Annotated in this window: 18 protein-coding genes and 1 tRNA gene; 13 read left to right on the forward strand and 6 right to left on the reverse strand. The window is 70.8% G+C overall.

Annotation, left to right across the window (positions count from 1 at the left end; genetic code table 11):
• Window positions 1–3: 3 nt before the first annotated feature.
• The 3 genes from PKC53_RS11730 (at window position 4) to PKC53_RS11740 (ending at window position 3,271) form a co-directional block, all read left to right on the forward strand.
• Entirely contained in the window at window positions 4–882 is an 879-nt protein-coding gene (locus PKC53_RS11730) for an alpha/beta hydrolase (RefSeq protein ID WP_324428749.1), read from the forward strand.
• The gene (locus PKC53_RS11735; RefSeq protein WP_324428751.1) at window positions 879–3,149 is read left to right on the forward strand and encodes a bifunctional (p)ppGpp synthetase/guanosine-3',5'-bis(diphosphate) 3'-pyrophosphohydrolase; all 2,271 of its coding nucleotides are present in this window, start codon (window positions 879–881) and stop codon (window positions 3,147–3,149) included. Before PKC53_RS11730 ends, PKC53_RS11735 begins: the two co-directional genes overlap by 4 nt.
• 45 nt (window positions 3,150–3,194) lie before the next feature.
• Window positions 3,195–3,271, forward strand: a tRNA-Val gene (locus PKC53_RS11740).
• 165 nt (window positions 3,272–3,436) lie between these two features.
• Here the strand turns inward: PKC53_RS11740 and PKC53_RS11745 are convergent.
• Window positions 3,437–4,759 carry an Hsp70 family protein gene (locus PKC53_RS11745; RefSeq protein WP_324428753.1) on the reverse strand — a complete coding sequence of 441 codons (1,323 nt, stop codon included), beginning with the start codon at window positions 4,757–4,759 and terminating at the stop codon, window positions 3,437–3,439.
• A gap of 62 nt (window positions 4,760–4,821) precedes the next feature.
• Window positions 4,822–6,006, reverse strand: a complete 1,185-nt coding sequence (locus tag PKC53_RS11750) for an MFS transporter (RefSeq protein ID WP_324428755.1) — start codon at window positions 6,004–6,006, stop codon at window positions 4,822–4,824.
• Between the two features lie 118 nt (window positions 6,007–6,124).
• Here PKC53_RS11750 and phaR point away from each other — a divergent pair, with 118 nt between their 5' ends.
• Genes phaR through PKC53_RS11770 form a run of 4 tightly spaced genes read left to right on the forward strand, consistent with a single transcriptional unit; the run spans window position 6,125 to window position 10,412 of the window.
• Window positions 6,125–6,691 (forward strand): polyhydroxyalkanoate synthesis repressor PhaR, encoded by a 567-nt coding sequence (phaR, locus tag PKC53_RS11755; protein WP_324428757.1) that lies wholly within the window; start codon window positions 6,125–6,127, stop codon window positions 6,689–6,691.
• 25 nt (window positions 6,692–6,716) lie between these two features.
• The gene (gene rimO / locus PKC53_RS11760) at window positions 6,717–8,120 is read left to right on the forward strand and encodes a 30S ribosomal protein S12 methylthiotransferase RimO (protein WP_324428759.1); all 1,404 of its coding nucleotides are present in this window, start codon (window positions 6,717–6,719) and stop codon (window positions 8,118–8,120) included.
• 7 nt (window positions 8,121–8,127) lie between these two features.
• Complete coding sequence (locus tag PKC53_RS11765; protein WP_324428761.1) at window positions 8,128–9,300, forward strand: PLP-dependent transferase; 1,173 nt, start codon at window positions 8,128–8,130, stop codon at window positions 9,298–9,300.
• Entirely contained in the window at window positions 9,297–10,412 is a 1,116-nt protein-coding gene (locus PKC53_RS11770) for an acyltransferase family protein (RefSeq protein WP_324428763.1), read from the forward strand. The genes PKC53_RS11765 and PKC53_RS11770 overlap by 4 nt, the downstream gene beginning before the upstream one ends.
• 12 nt (window positions 10,413–10,424) lie before the next feature.
• Here PKC53_RS11770 and smpB read toward each other — a convergent pair whose 3' ends face one another.
• Complete coding sequence (gene smpB / locus PKC53_RS11775; protein WP_324428765.1) at window positions 10,425–10,889, reverse strand: SsrA-binding protein SmpB; 465 nt, start codon at window positions 10,887–10,889, stop codon at window positions 10,425–10,427.
• 61 nt (window positions 10,890–10,950) lie between these two features.
• On the opposite strand from smpB, the gene PKC53_RS11780 reads away from it, so the two are divergent.
• Both PKC53_RS11780 and PKC53_RS11785 read left to right on the forward strand, forming a co-directional pair.
• Entirely contained in the window at window positions 10,951–11,403 is a 453-nt protein-coding gene (locus tag PKC53_RS11780; RefSeq protein WP_324428767.1) for a type II toxin-antitoxin system RatA family toxin, read from the forward strand.
• Window positions 11,393–11,731, forward strand: a complete 339-nt coding sequence (locus PKC53_RS11785) for an RnfH family protein (protein WP_324428769.1) — start codon at window positions 11,393–11,395, stop codon at window positions 11,729–11,731. The genes PKC53_RS11780 and PKC53_RS11785 overlap by 11 nt, the downstream gene beginning before the upstream one ends.
• On the opposite strand, the gene PKC53_RS11790 is transcribed toward PKC53_RS11785, so the two are convergent.
• Window positions 11,709–12,209, reverse strand: a complete 501-nt coding sequence (locus PKC53_RS11790) for a DUF4124 domain-containing protein (protein WP_324428771.1) — start codon at window positions 12,207–12,209, stop codon at window positions 11,709–11,711. The genes PKC53_RS11785 and PKC53_RS11790 overlap by 23 nt on opposite strands.
• Window positions 12,210–12,333: 124 nt before the next feature.
• On the opposite strand from PKC53_RS11790, the gene guaB reads away from it, so the two are divergent.
• The 4 genes from guaB (at window position 12,334) to PKC53_RS11810 (ending at window position 18,263) form a co-directional block, all read left to right on the forward strand.
• Window positions 12,334–13,806 carry an IMP dehydrogenase gene (gene guaB, locus PKC53_RS11795; protein WP_324428773.1) on the forward strand — a complete coding sequence of 491 codons (1,473 nt, stop codon included), beginning with the start codon at window positions 12,334–12,336 and terminating at the stop codon, window positions 13,804–13,806.
• A 61-nt stretch (window positions 13,807–13,867) separates the two neighbouring features.
• Entirely contained in the window at window positions 13,868–15,109 is a 1,242-nt protein-coding gene (locus PKC53_RS11800) for an MFS transporter (protein WP_324428775.1), read from the forward strand.
• A 13-nt stretch (window positions 15,110–15,122) separates the two neighbouring features.
• Window positions 15,123–16,706 (forward strand): glutamine-hydrolyzing GMP synthase, encoded by a 1,584-nt coding sequence (guaA, locus tag PKC53_RS11805; protein ID WP_324428777.1) that lies wholly within the window; start codon window positions 15,123–15,125, stop codon window positions 16,704–16,706.
• Window positions 16,707–17,003: 297 nt separating this feature from the next.
• The gene (locus PKC53_RS11810; RefSeq protein WP_324428779.1) at window positions 17,004–18,263 is read left to right on the forward strand and encodes a tyrosine-type recombinase/integrase; all 1,260 of its coding nucleotides are present in this window, start codon (window positions 17,004–17,006) and stop codon (window positions 18,261–18,263) included.
• Window positions 18,264–18,553: 290 nt separating this feature from the next.
• Here the strand turns inward: PKC53_RS11810 and PKC53_RS11815 are convergent, their stop codons facing one another.
• Both PKC53_RS11815 and PKC53_RS11820 read right to left on the reverse strand, forming a co-directional pair.
• Complete coding sequence (locus PKC53_RS11815; protein ID WP_324428781.1) at window positions 18,554–19,360, reverse strand: hypothetical protein; 807 nt, start codon at window positions 19,358–19,360, stop codon at window positions 18,554–18,556.
• A gap of 9 nt (window positions 19,361–19,369) precedes the next feature.
• Entirely contained in the window at window positions 19,370–20,293 is a 924-nt protein-coding gene (locus PKC53_RS11820; RefSeq protein WP_324428783.1) for a WYL domain-containing protein, read from the reverse strand.
• Window positions 20,294–20,319: the final 26 nt, after the last annotated feature.

Below are 20,319 nucleotides of genomic sequence, written 5' to 3' on the forward strand. Positions count from 1 at the left end.
GCCATGACCGAACCGCGCCTGAACCACGTGCAGTGCCTCGACGGCCGCGGGCTGCACCGCATGGCCTACTGGGAGTGGGGCGACGCCGCCAATCCGAGGGTGCTGGTGTGCGTGCACGGCCTCACGCGCCAGGGCCGTGACTTCGACACGCTGGCGCGCGCGCTGGCCGACGAGTACCGCGTCGTGTGCCCCGACGTCGTCGGGCGCGGGCGCTCCGACTGGCTCGCCGACCCGGCGGGCTACGCGATCCCGCACTACGTCGCCGACATGGTCACGCTGCTGGCGCGGCTCGACGCGACCACGCTCGACTGGGTGGGCACGTCGATGGGCGGGCTGATCGGGATGTCGCTGGCGTCGCTGCCGGCCGCGGGCGGTTCGCCGATCCGCCGGCTGGTGCTCAACGACGTCGGCCCGACGATCGAACCGGCGGCGCTGCAGCGCATCGGCACCTACGTCGAACAGCCGGTGCGCTGGGCCAGCCTCGACGAGGCGGCCGACTACCTGTGGTCGATCTCCGAGGGTTTCGGGCCGCACACGCGCGAGCAGTGGCTGGCGCTGACCGCGCCGCAGCTCAAGCCCGACGCGGCCGGCGGCCTGGTGCCGCGCTACGACCCGGCGATCGCGCTGCCGCTGCGCGGCGTCACCGCCGAGCTCGCCGCCGCCGGCGAGGCGCTGTTGTGGGCCGCGTACGAGCGCATCGCCGCGCCGACGCTGCTGCTGCGCGGCGCACAGTCCGACCTGCTGTCGCGTGCCACCGCGCAGGCGATGACCGCACGCGGCCCGAAGGCCACGCTGGTCGAGATCGCCGGCGTCGGCCACGCGCCGACGCTGGTGCAGCCCGAGCAGGTCGCGATCGTGAGCGACTTCCTGCTTTCGCCATGAAGACCGCGGCGGCCCCGCCGGCGTCGACGCGCGCCGAGCCCGCGCCGATCGTGCAGATCGCCGACGTCGGCGACGCCGATGCCGCGCTGCCCGAGGCCGGCGCGGCCGCCGCCGCGCTGCGCCGCGCGCGCGCCTTCGCCGAGCCGCTGCTGGCGCCGCAGCAACTCGACACCGGCGAGAACGCCTGGGCGCACGCCGAAGGCGTGGCCGCGATCCTCGGTGCGATCGGCGCCGCGCCGTCGATGCAGGCCGCCGCGTACCTGGTCTATGCCGCCGACTACCTGCACCGCCCCGACGAGGTGATCGCCAAGGCGTTCGGCGCCTCGTACGCCGCGCTGGTCATCGGCACGCGGCGGCTGGTGCAGATCCAGCGCGCCGCGCGCGACGCGCGCGTCGACGCCGAACAGCGCGCGCTGCAGGCCGAGCGCGTGCGCAAGATGCTGCTCGCGTTCTCGCGCGACCTGCGCGTGGTGCTGCTGCGGCTGGCGTCGCGGCTGCAGACGCTGCGCTGGCACGCGAACAGCAAGACGCCGTGCCCGCGTGCGCTCGCGCTCGAGACGCAGCAGGTGTTCGCGCCGCTGGCCAACCGGCTGGGCATCTGGCAGGTGAAGTGGGAGCTCGAGGACCTGTCGTTCCGCTTCCTGCAGCCCGACGAGTACAAGCGCATCGCGGCGCTGCTCGACGAGAAGCGCAGCGAGCGCGAGGCGCGGCTGGAGGCGTTTCGCGTGCAGCTGGCCGCCGAGCTGGCGCGTGCCGGGCTCGGCCGGGCCACGGTGCAGGCGCGGCCCAAGCACCTCTACAGCATCTGGAAGAAGATGCAGGGCAAGCAGCTCGACTTCGCGCAGGTGCTCGACCTGCGCGCGCTGCGCGTGCTCGTCGACGACGTCGCGCAGTGTTACGCGGCGCTCGCCTGCGTGCACCAGCGTTACACCGCGGTGGCCGGCGAGTTCGACGACTACATCGCCAAGCCCAAGCCCAACGGCTACCAGTCGCTGCACACCGTGGTGCTCGACGACGACCGCCGGCCGGTCGAGGTGCAGATCCGCACCCACGCGATGCACGAGCACGCCGAGCACGGCATGGCCGCGCACTGGGCCTACAAGGAGGCCGGCGCGCGCGGCTACGCCGGGGTCAGCGCCGCCGGCGCGTTCGAGGATCGCGTCGCCGAGGCGCGCAAGGCGGTGCTGCGCCAGCTGCTGGCCTGGGAGCGCGACTTCGTGCACGCCGGCGGCGGCGTGCCCGGCACCGCAAGCGCGGGCTTCGACGACCGCATCTACGTGTTCACGCCGCAGAGCGCGGTGATCGAACTGCCCGCCGGCGCGACGCCGGTGGACTTCGCGTACACGCTGCACACCGAGCTGGGCCACCGCTGCCGCGGGGCGCGTGTCGACGGCGCGATGGTGCCGCTGAACACGGTGCTGGCCAACGGGCAGACGGTGGAGATCGTCGCCGCGAAGGAGGGCGGGCCGTCGCTGGACTGGCTCAACGCCGAGCTGGGCTACCTGGCCAGCTCGCGCGCGAAGGCCAAGGTGCGCGCCTGGTTCAACGCGCTGGCGCAGCAGCAGACCGTCGCGCGCGGCCGCGAGGCGGTCGAGAAGCTGCTGCAGCGCGAGGGGCGCACCGCGCTGAAGCTCGACGATCTGGCGGCGCAGCTGGGCTTTCGCAGCGCCGCGGCGCTGTTCGAGGTGGTGGGCAAGGACGAGTACTCGCTGCGCCACGTCGAGCAGCTGCTCAGGCCCGCCGAACCGCCGCCGGCCGACGAGCCGATCGCGCTGAAGCGCACGCGCCCGACCGCCGCGCAAGGCCGCGGCGGCGTGCTGGTGGTCGGCATCGACTCGCTGCTGACCACGCTGGCGCGCTGCTGCCGCCCGGCGCCGCCCGATGCGATCGGCGGCTACGTCACGCGCGGCAAGGGCGTGGCGGTGCACCGCGCCGACTGCAGCAACTACCGTCACATCGCGTCGCGTTCGCCGGAGCGTGTGATCCCGGTCGAATGGGGTCGCTCGCGCGGCGGCGACGGTGCGATGTACCCGGTCGACGTGCTGGTCGAGGCGAGCGATCGCTCGGGCCTGCTGCGCGACATCGGCGAGGTGTTCGCGAAGGAGAAGATGAACGTCACCGGCGTGAACACGGTCAACGTGAAGGATGGCCGCGGCGTCAGCGCGCGCATGAGTTTCACCGTCGAGGTCGGCGACACGACGCGGCTGCAGCAGGTGCTGCGCCAAGTCGCGCAGGTGGCGGGCGTACGCGCGGTGCGCCGCCGGTGACGCGCCGCCCGGCGCTTCGGACATTGGCTATACTCGCGGCCTTTCAGGCGCGTAGCTCAGCTGGTTAGAGCACCACCTTGACATGGTGGGGGTCGTTGGTTCGAGTCCAATCGCGCCTACCAGATCCGGTAGAAGGGACGAGGGCTCGGCGGTGATGCCGGGCCCTTTGTCTTTGGCGGCACGGACATGGCGTCCATGCTGCGACTCCGTCCTCGGCCGGCGAGCCTCGGCACGCGCGATGCCGGCGTCACCGGCGCCGCAGGCCCCGGGCGATCGAACACGCGCGCTCATCCACCGTCGCCGTACATCCGGGCGGCGTACTCGCCCAGTCCGCGCGCCACGCTGGCCAGGCGGTCACCGTGCACGGTGCGCGCCCGAGGGAAGTCAGCGGCGAGCCGCCGTGTCAGCGGCGCCCAGCCGGTCGAGCCGCCGGTGAAGTACAGCGCGTCCACCACGTCGGCGTCGACCCCGGCGAGGCGCACGGTCTGCCGCGCGGCAGCGGCGATGCGCTCGAGATCGCCGTCGAGCGCGCGCAGCGCGGTGGCCTCGTCCAGCGTCGCTGCCAGAGCGGGCTCGACGCACGACAGGTCGATGCGTGCGACGCCTGTCGACGCGGCTTCGATCTTCGCCGATTCGCAGCGTGCAGCCAGGTCGTGGCCGAGCCGCTGGTCGAGCACGTGCATCAGCCTGCGATGCGGCACGGGGTCGTCGTACCAGTCGGCCATCGCGCGCAGCTCGGCGACGCGCTGCGGGCGGTAGCAGGTGTTGATCAGGTGCCAGGTCGCGAGGTCGTGATAGATCGCGCTGGGCACCTCGCGGGCGCCGGCCGCCGACGGGCCGCGCGCCCCGAGGCCCAGTCGCGGCATCACGACGGCCAGCTCGATGCGGCGGTCGAAGTCGGTGCCGGCGACGTGCACCCCGTGGCTGGCCAGGATGTCGTCGCGGCGGTCGGTGCGCCCGCGCCGTCGAGGGCCGATGCGCACCAGCGAGAAGTCCGACGTGCCGCCGCCGATGTCGGCCACCAGCACGAGCTGCTCGCGCTCGGCGCTGCGCTCGTGGTCGAGGGCGGCGGCGATCGGTTCGAACTGGAAGCGCACGTCGGCGAACCCCGCGGCATGCGCCGCCCGCTCGAGCATGACCTGCGCACGGGCGTCGCGCTGCGCATCGTCGTCGACGAAGAACACCGGCCGGCCGAGCACCGCACGCTCGAGCGGCGCACCGCACGCGCCCTCGGCGACTTCGCGCAGGCGGCGCAGCACGCCGGTCACCGCGTCGAGGTACCGCACCGCGTGCCCTTCGCCGAGGTCGGTCGACTGCTCGGCCAGCGACGATCCCAGGATCGACTTGAGCGAGCGCATCAACCGGCCGGCGGCGCCCTCGACGTAGGCGCGCACGGCGGCGCGGCCGTAGGCGCGGGGCAGCGCACCGGCCGGCCGCTGCGCGCCGGCGAAGGTCGCCGCCTCGTCGGTGTCGGTGAAGTAGAACACCGCGGTCGGCATCGTCGCCTGGCCGTCTTCGACCGCGACCAGCGACGCTGCCTGCCCGCGCGGCCGCGCGACGGCCACGGCCGAGTTCGACGTGCCGAAGTCGATCGCACACCAGGAGGACATGCACCCGCCGTTCGCGCCGTGGAGGCGCGGCGATCATAGTCACTGGTGATGCGAGCGCGCGCTCAGCTGCGCACCGCGCGCCACGCCGAATACGCCGCCGCCAGCGCGAGCAGGCCGCAGCCGGCGATCGGCGTGGCGTAGCTGCCGGTGGCGTCGAACACGCGTCCGGCGACCCACGGCCCGGCCAGGTTGCCCAGCGCCGCGCCGGTGTACAGCGTGCCGATGATCGAGGCCACCGCGCGCGCGCCGAAGAAGTCCATGCACAGCGCCGGCATCAGCGACACGCTGCCGCCGTAGCTCAGCCCCATCCACAGCGCGAACAGCGCCAGCGCCGCGTAGTCGCGCGCGACCAGCCACAGGCCCATCGACAGCCCGAGCGAGGCCATCACGCCGACCAGCGTCCACGGTCGGCCGATGCGGTCGGCCACCGCGCCGATCGCGAAGCGCCCGGTCAGGCTGCCGATGCCGATCAGTCCGACCAGCCCCACCGCCTGCGCCTCGGGCACGCCGAGATCGCGTGCCGACGCCGACAGGTGCGCGAACGGCACGAACATGCTCGGCGCGCCGAGCACGCACATCGCGTACAGCCACGCGAAGCGTCGGCCGCGCAACGCCTGGCCCAGCGGCGTGCCGGCCACCGTCGCGCCGGCGCGGCGCGTGGCCGACGGCGCGGTGCGCAGCAGCAGCGTCGCGCCCAGCCCGACCAACAGCACGCCGACGGCCAGCGCCTGCATCGCGCCGCGCCACTGCCACGCAGCGATCGCGCCGGCGGCCAGCAGCGGCACGACCAGCGTGCCGGCGCCGATGCCGGCGCTGGCCAGCCCCGCGGCGAGCCCGCGGCGGCGCGTGAACCACGGTTGCACGCAGCCGATCGACGGCGTGTACACCAGTGCGATGCCCAGCCCCAGGCCCACGCCGTACGCCAGCGTCACCTGCGTCATCGTACCGGCGACGCTGCCGGCGACCAGCGCCGCGGCGATGCACAGCATGCCGGCGCTGGCCACGCGGCGCGCACCGTGGCGGTCCGCGAGCATGCCGGCGAAGGCACCGAGCACGAAGTACAGCAGCCCCGACAGCCCGAACACCAGCGACACCTCGGCGCGGCTGGCGTCGAACTCGGCGGCGAACGGCTCGAAGAACGCGGCGAACGAGTACGACACGCCGAAGATCACCGCCAGCGCGACGAAACACGCCCACACCACGACCCAGCCGTAGCGCGGTTCGTCGACGTCGCCGCTCGTGTGCATCGCCGGCATCATCGCCGATCCTCGGGCGGCGGCGTTGCGCGCTCGGGCGGGAAAACCCCCCGCGGGGCCGCTTGGGGCGACTCCTAGAATCGCCGCTCACCGTCCTGGAGCCGCCCCGATGCCCGCCGCGCCCCGCCCCGCCGCCGCCGACGCCGCAAGCTCCGGCGTGCGGGTCCTGAAGAAGTACCCGAACCGGCGTCTGTACGACACGCGCAGCAGCAGCTACATCACGCTGGCCGACGTCAAGCAGATGGTGCTCGTCGGCGACGACTTCGAGGTGCGCGACGCCAAGAGCGGCGAGGACCTGACGCGCAGCATCCTGCTGCAGATCATCCTCGAGGAGGAAACCGGCGGCATGCCGATGTTCTCGGCGCAGACGCTGGCGCTGATCATCCGCTTCTACGGCCACGCGATGCAGGGCATGATGGGCGCGTACCTCGAGAAGAACTTGCAGACCTTCGTCGAGATGCAGAACCGCCTCGCCGAGCAGGCCAAGGGCCTGTACGACCCGAAGAACTTCACCCCCGAGATGTGGACGCAGTTCCTCAGCGGCCAGGCGCCGATGATGCAGGGGCTGATGGGCAACTACCTCGAGCAGTCGAAGAACCTGTTCGTGCAGATGCAAAAGCAGATGCTCGAGCAGTCGGGTTCGATGTTCCCCGGCTTCCCGCCGAAGAAGCCCTGATCCGGCGTTGCGGGACAATTCCCGCATGAACGCAACGTCCCACCGCGCGGCGATCGCCGCGCCGGCGCCGACCATCGGCTTCGTCAGCCTCGGCTGCCCGAAGGCGCTGACCGACTCGGAACTGATCCTGACCCGGCTGGCCGCCGAGGGCTACGCGACGAGCAAGACCTTCGCCGGCGCCGACCTGGTGATCGTCAACACCTGCGGCTTCATCGACGACGCGGTCCGGGAGAGCCTGGACACGATCGGCGAGGCGCTGGCCGACAACGGCCGCGTCATCGTCACCGGCTGCCTCGGCGCGCGCACCGGCGCCGGCGGCGACAACCTGGTGCGCCAGGTGCACCCCAAGGTGCTCGCGGTCACCGGCCCGCACGCCACCGAGGAAGTGATGGACGCGGTGCACGCGCACGTGCCCAGGCCGCACGACCCGTTCGTCGACCTCGTGCCGCCCCACTTCGACAAGATCGGCGTCAAGCTCACGCCCAGGCACTACGCCTACCTGAAGATCAGCGAGGGCTGCAACCACCGCTGCACCTTCTGCATCATCCCGGGCATGCGCGGCGACCTGGTGTCGCGGCCGATCGGCGACGTGCTCGGCGAGGCGCGGCGGCTGTTCGAAGCCGGCGTCAGGGAGTTGCTCGTCGTCAGCCAGGACACCAGCGCCTACGGCGTCGACACGAAGTACCGCACCGGCTTCTGGGACGGGCGCCCGGTGCGTACGCGCCTGTCCGACCTGTGCGACAAGCTCGGCGAGCTGGCCGAACCGCACGGCGCCTGGGTGCGGCTGCACTACGTCTATCCGTACCCGCACGTCGACGACGTGCTGCCGCTGATGGCCGCAGGGCGCATCCTGCCGTACCTCGACGTGCCGTTCCAGCACTCGCATCCGGACGTGCTGCGGCGCATGAAGCGACCGGCCAGCGGCGAGCAGAACCTCGAGCGCATCGCGCGCTGGCGCGAGCTGTGCCCCGAGCTGGTGATCCGCAGCACCTTCATCGCCGGTTTCCCCGGCGAGACCGAGGCCGAATTCGAGCACCTGCTGCAGTTCGTTCGCGACGCCGGCATCGACCGCGCCGGTTGCTTTGCCTACTCGCCGGTCGATGGCGCGGCGGCCAACGCGCTGAGCGGCCAGCTGCCCGCCGAGGTGCGCGAACAGCGCCGCGCGCGATTCATGGCCGTGGCCGAGCAGGTGTCGGCCCAGCGCCTGCGGCGCCGCGTCGGCGCGACGATGCAGGTGCTGGTCGACCAGGCGCCGGCGCTCGGCCGCAGGGGCGGCGTGGGCCGCAGCTACGCCGACGCGCCCGAAATCGACGGCACCGTGCGCCTGCTGCCGCCGACCAAGGCGTCGACGCAGCTGCGCGTCGGCGAGTTCGCGCGCGTGCGCATCGTCGCCGCCGAGGGCCACGACCTGGTCGGCCAGCCGCTGTGAGCCCCCGATGGACGACATCACCCGCCTGATCCACCACCCGTACCGGGCGCCGGCGGGCTTCGACGCGGTGCCGCCGGCGGTGCACAAGGCCTCGACGGTGATGTTCCCGAACGTCGCCGCGCTGCGCGCGCGCGACTGGCGCAGCAAGGCCGGCTACACCTACGGGCTGCACGGCACGCCGACCACGTTCACGCTCGAGGAGCGCATCGCCACGCTCGAGGGCGCGCGCCACTGCGTGCTCGCGCCCAGCGGACTGTCGGCCCTGGCGCTGGTCAACCTGGCGCTGCTGCGCGCCGGCGACGAACTGCTGCTGCCCGACAACGTGTACGGGCCGTCGAAAGACCTCGCACGGTCGATGCTGGCGGGTTGGGGCATCGCGCACCGGCTGTACGACCCGATGGACCCGGCCGCCCTCGACGCGATGGTCGGCGCCGACACGAAGCTGCTGTGGCTCGAGGCCGCGGGCTCGGTGACGATGGAGTTTCCCGACCTGCGCGCGCTGGTGCGCGTGGCGCGGCGCCACGGCCTGACGGTGGCGCTGGACAACACCTGGGGTGCGGGGCTGGCGTTCGACCCGTTCGACCTCGGTGACGGGCTCGCTGTCGACCTGAGCATGCACGCGCTGACCAAGTACCCGTCGGGCGGCGCCGACGTGCTGATGGGCGCGGTGAGCACCGTCGACGCGGCGCTGCACGAGCGCGTGCTGCTCGCGCACATGCGCCTGGGCCTGGGCGTCGGCGCGAACGACGCCGAGCTGGTGTTGCGCGCGCTGCCGTCGATCGGGCTGCGCTACGACGCGCAGGACGCCGCCGCGCGCGAACTCGCCGCTTGGCTGCAGGCGCAGCCCGGCATCGCGCGCGTGCTGCACCCGGCGCTGCCCGGCTCGCCCGGCCACGCGCACTGGGCGGCGCTGTGCACGCGGGCGGCCGGGCTGTTCTCGGTGCTGTTCGACGCGTCGATCGAGCCGCAGCGCGTCGACGCCTTCGTCGACGCGTTGCGGCTGTTCCGCATCGGCTACTCGTGGGGCGGGCCGGTGAGCCTGGCGGTGCCGTACGACCTGTCTGCGATGCGTCGCGACCGCGCGGCGCTGCCGGGCACGCTGGTGCGCCTGTCGATCGGGCTCGAGGCGGTCGACGACCTGCGCGCCGACCTGCAGCAAGCGCTGCGCGCGATCGCGTGAGCCGCGGCGCGGCGCGCGCGCTGCACGTCGACGCGTTGAAGGCGGTCGCGTCGCAGGCGATCGTGCTGCATCACCTGGCGTTCTACGGCCCGATGGCCGACCACGCCGCGACGCTGTGGCCGGCGCTGTTCGACGCGATGGCGGGCGACGCGCGCATCGCCGTGCAGGTGTTCCTGGTCGTCGCGGGCTGGCTCGCAGCGCGCAGCCTGGCGCCCGACGGGCGGCTGCGCGACGGCGTGCGCGCCGGCGCGGCACTGCTCGAGCGCTACCTGCGGCTGGTGCTGCCGCTCGCGGCGACGCTGGTGCTGGCGATCGGTGCGGCGGCGCTGGCGCGCGCGTGGATGGACCATCCGTCGATCCCGGCGCCGCCGACCGCCGCGCAGGTGCTCGCGCACCTCCTGCTGCTGCAGGACCTGCTCGGCGTCGAGGCGCTGTCGGCCGGCGTGTGGTACGTCGCGATCGACCTGCAGCTGTACGCGCTGCTGCTGGTGCTGCTGCTGGCGGCCCGCGCCATCGTGCCTGCACGGCGCGCCGCGCACGTTCCGACGTCGGCGTGCGTCGCCGCGGGGCTGGTGTTCGCGCTGACCGCGGCGTCGCTGCTCGCGATCAACCGCGATGCCGCCTGGGACGTCACTGGGCCGTACTTCTTCGGCGCCTACGGCATGGGCGTGCTCGTCGCGTGGTGGGCTCGCCCGCACGCCGTTCGCGCGCGCGGGCTGGTGCTGCTGGCCGGCGTGGTCGTCGTCGCGCTGTGGCTGCATTGGCGCTCGCGCATCGCGCTGGCGGCGCTCGTCGCGCTGGGGCTCGCGGTGGCGCCGCAGCTCGCTGCGCGCGGCGCCATGCGCGCCCGCGGACCGGCCGACGTCGTGCACGCGTTGGGGCGCATCAGCTACGCGGTGTTCCTCGTGCACTATCCGCTGTGCCTGGTGGTCAACGCGGCGTTCGAGCGCTTCGCGCCGCACACGCCCACGGTGCAGGCCGCCGGGGTGCTGCTGGGCTGGGCCGGCAGCGTGGCGGCCGGCGCGCTGTTCCACCGTGCCGTCGAGGCGCCGGCGATGCGCTGGGTGAGCGCGCTGAAGTCGCGGCGGGCGCGGGGCACCGCCGGCGGCTGAGCCGCGCGCCGCTCAGCCCTTCGGCGACGAGACCTTGTGCCGCATCAGCCGGCCGCGTTCGCGTTCCCAGTCGCGCTTCTTCTCGGTCTCGCGCTTGTCGTGCTGCGCCTTGCCCTTGGCCAGCGCGACGTCGACCTTCACGCGGCCGTTCTTGTAGTGCAGGTTCAGCGGCACCAGCGTGAAGCCGCGCTGCTCGACCTTGCCGATCAGCCGTCGGATCTCGGCCTTGTGCATCAGCAATTTCTTCGTGCGGTCGGCCTCGGGCTTGACGTGCGTCGACGCGGTGCGCAGTGCGTTGATGCGAAGCCCGATCAGCGACAGTTCGCCGTCGCGGATCACGACGTAACCGTCGGTCAGCTGCACCTGGCCGGCGCGGATCGCCTTGACCTCCCAGCCCTCGAGCACGATGCCCGCCTCGAAGCGCTCCTCGATGTGGTAGTCGAAGCGGGCGCGGCGGTTCTCTGCGATCAGGGTCATGGAAGGGCAGGTGGGGGCGACGCGGCAGCGCTGCAAGCGACGCCTAGAATCGATTCATTGTATGAAGCACGTCAAGAAGTCCATCCTGCTGTGGTACTCGCCACGCGAGATGTACGACCTGGTGACGGCGGTCGAGCACTACCCGCAGTTCCTGCCCTGGTGCGAGCGCGCCGAGGTGATCGAGCATCACGACGAGGGCATGACGGCGCGGCTGAGCCTGGCCTACGCCGGCGTGCGTCACGCGTTCACGACGCGCAACGTGCACCGGCCCGGCGAGCAGGTGCTCGTCGAACTGGTCGACGGCCCGTTCTCCCTGCTCGACGGCAACTGGCTGTTCCACCCGCTCGGCCGCCCGGGCGGCGAGGCCCAGGCGTGCAAGATCGAGTTCGACTTGCGCTACGCGTTCGCGAGCAAGCCGCTGGAGACCGTGCTCAGCCCGGTGTTCGACCGCGTCGCCAACACCTTCGTCGACTCCTTCGTGCGCCGCGCGGGGCAGGTCTACGGTGAGCGCTGAACGCATCCGCGTCGAGGTCGTCTACAGCCCGGCGCCGCGCGACGTGCGCCGCCGTGACCTGTGGCTCGACGCGGGCAGCACGCTCGCCGACGCGGTGCGCGCCAGCGCGCTGGTCGACGACAAGCCCCCGGCGGACCTGAGCTACAGCGTCTGGTGCCGCGTCGCGCCACCCGACCAGCCGCTTCGCGACCGCGATCGCGTCGAGATCTGCCGCGCGCTGACCGTCGACCCGAAGGAGGCGCGGCGGCTGCGCTACAAGCGCCAGGGCGGCAGGCGGCGTGGACGCGCGCCCACGGCGCGCCGCGTCAGCGGCAGTCGCTGGCGATGACTTCGCGCGCGCGCTGCGCCTCGGCGGCGCGCTGACGGTCGTCGAGGATCACGCGTTCGCCCTTGTCGTTGACGCGCGCCAGCCGCATGCCGCTGTCGAGCTGGCGCAGGCTGTCGCGCGCGCGCTGGCAGTTCTCGGCGCGCTGCGCGGCGAGCTGGCGCTGCGCCTGCTGCTCGCGGGCCTGCTGCTCCTGCTCGGCGGCCTTGCGACGCGCCTCGAGCTCGGGGTCGGTGCGCGGCTTGGCCTCGGACACCGCCGACGCGGCCGCCGGCGCCGACGCGGCCTCGGCCGCCGGGTTCGCGCGCGCGGTGGCCGGCTGCGCGGGCCGCTGCAGCACGTCGCGTTCGGGCACGTCGCGCGGCGGCGGCAGGTCGCTGATGTGGATCTGGCCGGCGCGGTCGCGCCACTTCCACTGCGCGGTCGCGTCGCCGGCGGCGGCGAGCAGCGACAACGCGATCACGAGCAGGGGCACACGCATGGGCGACATCGACGCGGCGGCAGCGGGGGTCGGATCAGTGTAGCCAGCGCCCGCCGCCGCCGGCGTGAAGAAGTGGCGCCGCAGCGCGTTCCTATAATCCGCTTTTGCGCCCGGAGCCTTTCCCATGCGCCTTCTCGGCAACGCGCTGACCTTCGATGACGTGCTGCTGGTGCCGGCTTTCTCACAGGTGTTACCGCGCGACACCAGCCTGGCCACCCGACTGACCCGCCACATCTCGTTGAACCTGCCGCTGGTGTCGGCGGCGATGGACACCGTCACCGAGGCGCGGCTGGCGATCGCGATCGCGCAGGAGGGCGGCATCGGCATCGTGCACAAGAACCTGCCGCCGACCGTGCAGGCCGCCGAGGTCGCCAAGGTCAAGCGCTACGAGAGCGGCGTGCTGCGCGACCCGATCACGATCGGCCCCGACAAGACGGTGCGCCAGGTCAAGGCGCTGTCGGAGCAGCACGGCATCTCGGGCTTCCCGGTGATCGAGCACGGCAAGGTGGTCGGCATCGTCACCGGCCGCGACCTGCGGTTCGAGACGCGCATGGACGCGCCGGTGCGCGAGATCATGACGCCGCGCGAGCGCCTGGTCACGGTGCCCGAGGGCGCCAGCCTCGACGAGGGCAAGGCGCTGATGCACCGGCACAAGCTCGAGCGGGTGCTGGTCGTCAACGACGCGTTCGAGCTGCGCGGGCTGATGACGGTGAAGGACATCACCAAGCAGACCAACTTCCCGAACGCCGCGCGCGACGCGCAGGGCAAGCTGCGTGTCGGCGCCGCGGTGGGCGTCGGCGAGGGCACCGAGGAGCGCGTCGAGTTGCTGGTGCGCGCCGGCGTCGACGCGATCGTCGTCGACACCGCGCACGGCCACAGCGCCGGCGTCATCGAGCGCGTGCGCTGGGTCAAGCGCAACTTCCCGCAGGTCGACGTGATCGGCGGCAACATCGCCACCGGCGCCGCGGCGCTGGCGCTGTGCGAGGCCGGCGCCGACGGCGTGAAGGTCGGCATCGGGCCGGGGTCGATCTGCACGACGCGCATCGTCGCCGGCGTCGGCGTGCCGCAGATCACCGCGATCGACAACGTCGCCACCGCGCTGCGCGGCAGCGGCGTGCCGCTGATCGCCGACGGCGGCATCCGCTACTCGGGCGACATCGCCAAGGCGATCGCCGCCGGCGCCAGCAGCGTGATGATGGGCGGCATGTTCGCCGGCACCGAGGAGGCGCCCGGCGAGATCGTGCTGTACCAGGGCCGCAGCTACAAGAGCTACCGCGGCATGGGCAGCATCGGCGCGATGAAGGCCGGCAGCGCCGACCGCTACTTCCAGGAGAACGACGAGGCCGCCAACCCGAACGCCGACAAGCTGGTGCCCGAGGGCATCGAGGGCCGCGTGCCGTACAAGGGCTCGGTGGTGAGCATCATCTTCCAGATGGCCGGCGGGCTGCGCGCCGCGATGGGCTACTGCGGCTGCGCGAGCATCGAGCAGATGCACCAGCGCGCCGAGTTCGTGCAGATCACGTCGGCCGGCATCCGCGAGAGCCACGTGCACGACGTGCAGATCACGAAGGAAGCGCCGAACTACCGGCTCGAGTGAGCACCGCGCTGGCCTCGTGCACCCACGGCGGCCGCCGCGTCGCGCGCCGCACCCGCCGACCATGAGCCGCGCACCGCGCGCGGCCGCGCTGCCGTTCATCCTCGTCGTCGTGCTGATCGACATGCTGTCGGTCGGGCTGATGATCCCGGTGCTGCCGGCGCTGATCGGCACCTTCACCGGCGACCGCGGCGACCAGGCGTTCTGGTACGGCGCGGTGGCGTTCGTGTTCGGGGTGGCCAGCTTCCTGGGCGCGCCGGTGCTCGGCGGGCTGTCGGACCGCTTCGGGCGCCGCCCGGTGCTGCTGCTCGGGTTCGCCGCGCTGGCGCTGAACTTCTACGCCACCGCGCTGGCCACGGCGCTGTGGGTGCTGCTCGTGGTGCGCGCGTTCAGCGGCGCGATGCAGGCCAACGTGGCGGTGGCGCAGGCCTACGTGGCCGACATCTCGCCGCCGGCGCTGCGCGCGCGCCGCTTCGGCCTGGTCGGAGCGATGCTGGGCGTCGGCTACACGCTGGGGCCGGTGATGGGCGGCGTGCTCGGCGACATCGACCTGCGGCTGCCTTTCTTCGTGGCCGGCACGCTGGCGCTGGTCAACGCGGCGTACGGCGTGTTCGTGCTGCCCGAGTCGCTGCCGCGCGAGCGGCGCGAGCCGTTCCGCTGGTCGCGCTCGAACCCGGTGGCCGCGCTGCGCGCGCTGGGCACGCTGCGCGGCGCCGGGGCGCTGGTGTGGGTGATCGCGCTGGCGGCTCTGGCGCAGTTCACGATGCACATGAGCTGGGTGCTGTACACGACCTTCAAGTTCGGCTGGGGGCCGAAGGAGAACGGCTGGTCGCTGTTCGCCGTCGGGGTGATGGCCGCGCTGGTGCAGGGCGGGCTGATCAAGCCGCTGCTGCAGCGCTTCACGCCGCAGCGGCTGGCGCTGCTCGGGCTGGGGTCGTCGACGGTGTGCTACCTGCTGTTCGGGCTGGCCAGCGTGCCGTGGATGATGTTCGTCGTCATCGGCCTGAACCTGTTCGGCTTCGCGACCACGGTGGTGCTGCAGAGCCTGGTGTCGTCGGCCGCCGGCGAGCACGAGCAGGGCCGCACGATGGGTTCGCTGGCATCGCTGAACAGCCTGATGGGCGTGGCCGCGCCGGTCGTCGCGGCGTTCCTGCTCGGCGCCGTGTCGCACCGCCCGCAGGGCGACGTGTGGATCGGGCTGCCGTTCTTCTTCTGCGCGACGTTGCAGGCGCTGGCCTGGCTGCTCGCCCTGCGACACTTCCAGCGCCACCGCGCCGGCGCCGCCGCTGCGGTGGCGGCCCCCTGAACGCCCGACGCCCATGCACGACAAGATCCTGATCCTCGACTTCGGCTCGCAGGTCACGCAGCTGATCGCCCGGCGCGTGCGCGAGGCGCACGTGTACTGCGAGATCCACCCCAACGACGTGTCCGACGACTTCGTGCGCGCGTTCGCGCCCAGGGGCATCGTCCTGTCGGGCAGCCACGGCAGCACCTACGACGAGCACCGGCTGCGCGCGCCGCAGGCGGTGTGGGAGCTCGGCGTGCCGGTGCTGGGCATCTGCTACGGCATGCAGACGATGGCCGCGCAGCTCGGGGGCGCGGTGCAGTGGAGCGACCAGCGCGAGTTCGGCTACGCCGAGGTGCGTGCGCGCGGCCACACGAGGCTGCTCGACGGCATCGAGGACTTCCGCACCACCGAGGGCCACGGCATGCTTCGGGTGTGGATGAGCCACGGCGACAAGGTCACCGAGCTGCCGCCCGGCTTCAGGCTGATGGCCAGCACGCCGAGCTGCCCGATCGCCGGCATGGCCGACGAGGGGCGCGGCTACTACGGCGTGCAGTTCCACCCAGAGGTCACGCACACGACGCAGGGGCGCGCGCTGCTCGAGCGCTTCGTGCTGGGCATCTGCGGCGCGAAGCCCGACTGGATCATGCGCGACCACATCACCGAGGCGGTCGAGGCGATTCGCACGCAGGTCGGCGACGACGAGGTGATCCTGGGGCTGTCGGGCGGCGTCGACTCGAGCGTCGCCGCGGCGCTGATCCACCGCGCGATCGGCGACCAGCTGACCTGCGTCTTCGTCGACCACGGGCTGCTGCGGTTGAACGAGGCGCGACTGGTGATGGACATGTTCGTCGGCCGGCTGCACGCGAAGGTGGTTCACGTCGACGCGAGCGAGCAGTTCCTCGGCAGGCTCGCCGGCGTCGCCGACCCGGAGGCCAAGCGCAAGATCATCGGCGCCGACTTCGTCGAGGTGTTCCAGCGCGAGGCGAAGAAGCTGGCCAACGCGAAGTGGCTGGCGCAGGGCACGATCTACCCCGACGTCATCGAGAGCGGCGGCGCGAAGACCAAGAAGGCCACGACGATCAAGAGCCACCACAACGTCGGCGGCCTGCCGGAAACGCTGGGGCTGAAGCTGCTCGAGCCGCTGCGCGACCTGTTCAAGGACGAGGTGCGCGAGCTCGGCGTGGCGCTGGGGCTGCCGCACGAGATGGTCTACCGCCACCCGTTCCCCGGCCCGGGGCTGGGCGTGCGCATCCTCGGCGAGGTGAGGAAGGACTACGCGGACCTGCTGCGGCGCGCCGACGCGATCTTCATCGACGAGCTGCGCGCCACCGTCGACCCGGCCGACGGCAGGAGCTGGTACGACAAGACCAGCCAGGCCTTCGCGGTGTTCCTGCCGGTGAAGAGTGTCGGCGTGATGGGCGACGGCCGCACCTACGACCACGTCGTCGCGCTGCGCGCGGTGCAGACCAGCGACTTCATGACCGCCGACTGGGCCGAGCTGCCGTATGCGCTGCTGAAGAAGGTGTCGAGCCGCATCATCAACGAGGTGCGCGGCATCAACCGCGTCGTCTACGACGTGTCGAGCAAGCCGCCGGCGACGATCGAGTGGGAATGATTCGGCGTCCTTCAGCGTCTATCGAGATCCATCGGAAATCGCTGCTAAGTTGTTGTCCCGTATAGAGAACGTCTGTCGAGACCTATCGACATCTATCGGGGGGATGCCCTTCAGTTTGACGGTAAATCTGACGGTAAAAATCTGGCAGGGCCACCCTCCAAGTTTTTTACCGTCAGCGCTACGAGGTCATTGACGGTAAAAAGATCGGCAGAAACACTATATAGATCAACGACTTATAGAATTTGTAGCGGCCAAATAATCGTGACGGTAAAATTCCTCCGAGAGGAGGGACCGCCGATGCTGTCCGATGGCACGCTCAGGGGCATCAAGCCCCAGGCCACCACCTACAAGATCGCCGACCGGGACGGGATGTACGTGACCGTCTCTCCCAGGGGCACGATCACTTTCCGTCTCGACTACCGGCTCAACGGCCGGCGGGAGACCCTCACGATCGGCCGCTACGGATCGAAGGACGGGATCTCGCTTCTGATGGCGCGCGAGCGCTGCGTGGAAGCGCGCAAGGCGATCGCAGAAGGCCGGTCTCCCTCCCAGGAGAAGCAGCGCGAGAAGCTCAGGACAGCCGAGGCCAAGACCTTCGAGGAGTTCACGAAGCGCTGGCTGGAAGAAGCCAGGATGGCCGAGAGCACCAAGTCGATGCGCAAGAGCATCATCGACCGCGACATCATGCCGGTGTTCCGCAACCGGCTGATGGCCGAGATCGGCGCGGAGGACCTGCGCAACCTGTGCGCCAAGGTCAAGGCGCGCGGCGCGCCGGCCACCGCCGTGCACGTGCGCGACATCGTCAAGCAGGTGTTCGGTTTCGCGGCGCTGCATGGCGACAAGGCGCCGAATCCCGCGGACGAAGTCGGCCCCTCATCGATCGCCACCTTCGTGGCCAAGGACCGCGCGCTGTCGCCGTCCGAGATCCGCGTCATGCACCGGGTGCTGGACGCCACCGCGACCCTGCCGACCATCCGCCTGGCGCTGCGCCTGATCCTGCTGACGCTCGTGCGCAAGAGCGAGCTGATCGAGGCCACCTGGGACGAGGTCGACTTCGAGAACGCCGTCTGGACGATCCCGAAGAGCCGCATGAAGGCCGGCAAGCCCCACAACGTCTACCTGTCGCAGCAGGCGCTCGACATCATGGTGGCGCTGCGCACCTGTGCCAGCGGCTCCAAGTTCCTGCTGCCTTCGCGCTACGACGCCGATCGCTGCATGTCGAAGGCGACCCTGAACCGGGTCACCCAGATCGTCGCCGAGCGCGCCAAGGAAGCGAAGCTGCCGCTGGAACCCTTCACGGTGCACGACCTGCGCCGCACCGGCTCGACCATCCTCAACGAGCTGGGCTTCAACAGCGACTGGATCGAGAAGTGCCTTGCCCACGAAGACGGGCGCTCATCGCGCGGCGTCTACAACAAGGCCGAGTACGCGGAACAGCGCCGCCACATGCTGCAAGAGTGGGCCGACATGATCGATGCCTGGGTGGCGGGGAAGTCGCACACCCCGACGCTGCTGCCGCCGAGCATGAAGGTGGCGACGACGGCGGCGCCGATTTGAGCGGCAGCCACGCATGCCCGCCGAGGGGCGGGGCTACGACCAGTGTCGTGCGTGCGCCGCCTTGTCGACTGTCGGAAGAGACATTTGCGTTTGCGTCGGCCGCAACCATCCGGACGTCGTCGGGTCGGGTCAATGCCCTGAACTGGTCGCTCGTCGAGGGCTACTAGACCCGCGACCCGATGCCGCCAATCGCGAGTCAGATGTCAGAAGAGCGAATATCCAGTCCCGAACTGCAACAGCAAGGCATCGCAGGTCCGTTCCGTGCACAGACGGCGGAAGAGTGGGCGCTGTCAGCTCGCGCCGTCAGTTCCCTCAGCTGTCTTGGTCGACCGTTTCCGTGGCGCCGAGGATGGTAGAGATGCCAGGCACTCGAACAGCCTCTCCGCATACGCAACGCCGACCCGTCGAACCATCTCTTTGTTGAAGTAGAACAGCCAAGCAGCCAATAACAGGACGGAAATCAGTAATGTCATCGACGCGGCCAAGCCGGGGTCTGCAAGGCGGTCGGGCGCAAAGCCGAGTGGCGCGAGCTGAAGAACCTTGGCGATGATCAGCCCGTACGTCAGACCAACAATGCAGGTCGCTACGCCAACCGGCTTCATCGCGAGCATGTTGCGGTGGAAGCCGTAGGCGATGTTCTCCTTCAGCAGGAGGCTCTTGTCGCCGCGGGTCAACTCGCGGATCCGCTTCGTCGCCCCCACGTAGACGTCGTCAGCCCGCGCCGGATCTGCTGCCTCCTCCTCTGCAGTGGGGATCGTTATCCCGAGCCTTGAGGCGATTGCGCCGTGGTATCGCCGCTTGCTGACACTGTCCAGCACTGACGTATCGCGGTGTCGAAGCGCGATCGTCGTCGGCATCCCGCCCCATTCCTTGACGAGCGCCTCCTCCAACTTCTTACCCCGTCCGCGTGCGATGGTTGCCAGCAAATAGAGGGCACCACACCCACCGAGCAACCCAACCAATGCAGTCAAGACCGGATGCCGTGGCCCATAGATGGTCACGAGCGGCACAAGGAGCGGCAACGAAACGAGCAGCCCCGGCGTAAGACGTGCCTTGCGTTCGTAAGGGTCCTTGAAGAGTTCAAATAGTCCGGTCATTCAAGGTCCTTAGGTGCTTGCACCGACGGCGTCGATGTACGGCTGGAGTTCCTCGCGATTCTTCAGCGCTATCTGTTGAGCGGCCGGATCTGAGTGCCCTTTCGCATGCAGCCCCAAGCGGCGCAATGTGTAGTAGAGGAAGGCTTGGCGACAGGGCAGTTTCACCTCGCCGTCCTGCATGCCGTAGTCCAACTCCAGCACGCGCCTCGTCGTGGCGGGAAGATCCGGGTGCGGTGCGAGCACGAGCGTGAGGACGGTGTGCCACTGGGTATCAAGCCGCGGATCGATCTGGCTGGGCTCGAAGGCATTGATGTCGAGGATTCGGGCCAGCACGAAATCGCTGAATCGCTCCCTCCAGTGGCAGTAGGCCCGCACGTGCCAGCGGAAACCGTCGTAGCCAAGTGCGTGTGGCGACAGCTGGCGGCGCGTCGCTTCGATCGAGCTCATCGACTGGTAGGTAACGTCAATGGCATGTTTCTGGCGAATCGCCTTTACCAGCGTTTCCACGGTGCGCTCGTCGAGCGCACGCCAAGGTGAGGGAGCGGAGTCCACCTCGGGAGCCAAGCCGATGAAGCTCGCCCCCGGCTCCAAGAGCCCTGTCTTCGTTGCAAGGAGTTCGGCCAAGTAGCGCCGCGCCGAGCTGCGCGGGAACAGCGGCCTGAACTCCGCCGCCGCGACGTACGTCCGCGAGCTTCGGTCGTAGGTCAAGTTGCCCGGTGCGAGTTCGCTGTACTTGGCGATGTCCAGCGACGCCTGCGGCGTTGAAAGCCCGAAGTGCTCGGTCAAGTCCGTGCGGTTCAACCGGCCTTCCCAGCGGAGGCGGAAATCTATGAACTGAAGCCGGCGCTCCAGCCCCCAGCTGACTCCTCGCGGCTCGCCCGCGCTTTGGTCCGGGATAGGAGACTCATTGTGCATGTCGCCAGTATACTTCATAGATTGGTATCAAAACTATGCGTATA

This window comes from Azohydromonas sp., assembly GCF_035325925.1.
GTDB lineage: Bacteria > Pseudomonadota > Gammaproteobacteria > Burkholderiales > Burkholderiaceae_C > Calidifontimicrobium.

Excerpts from the sequence above, each read along its gene's own strand:
- smpB (WP_324428765.1), bottom strand. The coding sequence starts at position 10,889 with ATGACCCTGATCGCAGAGAACCGCCGCGCCCGCTTCGACTACCACATC.
- phaR (WP_324428757.1), top strand. The coding sequence starts at position 6,125 with ATGCCCGCCGCGCCCCGCCCCGCCGCCGCCGACGCCGCAAGCTCCGGC.
- PKC53_RS11810 (WP_324428779.1), top strand. The coding sequence starts at position 17,004 with ATGCTGTCCGATGGCACGCTCAGGGGCATCAAGCCCCAGGCCACCACC.
- PKC53_RS11730 (WP_324428749.1), top strand. The coding sequence starts at position 4 with ATGACCGAACCGCGCCTGAACCACGTGCAGTGCCTCGACGGCCGCGGG.
- PKC53_RS11820 (WP_324428783.1), bottom strand. The coding sequence starts at position 20,293 with ATGAAGTATACTGGCGACATGCACAATGAGTCTCCTATCCCGGACCAA.
- guaB (WP_324428773.1), top strand. The coding sequence starts at position 12,334 with ATGCGCCTTCTCGGCAACGCGCTGACCTTCGATGACGTGCTGCTGGTG.
- PKC53_RS11790 (WP_324428771.1), bottom strand. The coding sequence starts at position 12,209 with ATGCGTGTGCCCCTGCTCGTGATCGCGTTGTCGCTGCTCGCCGCCGCC.
- PKC53_RS11735 (WP_324428751.1), top strand. The coding sequence starts at position 879 with ATGAAGACCGCGGCGGCCCCGCCGGCGTCGACGCGCGCCGAGCCCGCG.
- PKC53_RS11745 (WP_324428753.1), bottom strand. The coding sequence starts at position 4,759 with ATGTCCTCCTGGTGTGCGATCGACTTCGGCACGTCGAACTCGGCCGTG.
- guaA (WP_324428777.1), top strand. The coding sequence starts at position 15,123 with ATGCACGACAAGATCCTGATCCTCGACTTCGGCTCGCAGGTCACGCAG.
- rimO (WP_324428759.1), top strand. The coding sequence starts at position 6,717 with ATGAACGCAACGTCCCACCGCGCGGCGATCGCCGCGCCGGCGCCGACC.
- PKC53_RS11750 (WP_324428755.1), bottom strand. The coding sequence starts at position 6,006 with ATGCACACGAGCGGCGACGTCGACGAACCGCGCTACGGCTGGGTCGTG.
- PKC53_RS11800 (WP_324428775.1), top strand. The coding sequence starts at position 13,868 with ATGAGCCGCGCACCGCGCGCGGCCGCGCTGCCGTTCATCCTCGTCGTC.
- PKC53_RS11780 (WP_324428767.1), top strand. The coding sequence starts at position 10,951 with ATGAAGCACGTCAAGAAGTCCATCCTGCTGTGGTACTCGCCACGCGAG.
- PKC53_RS11765 (WP_324428761.1), top strand. The coding sequence starts at position 8,128 with ATGGACGACATCACCCGCCTGATCCACCACCCGTACCGGGCGCCGGCG.
- PKC53_RS11815 (WP_324428781.1), bottom strand. The coding sequence starts at position 19,360 with ATGACCGGACTATTTGAACTCTTCAAGGACCCTTACGAACGCAAGGCA.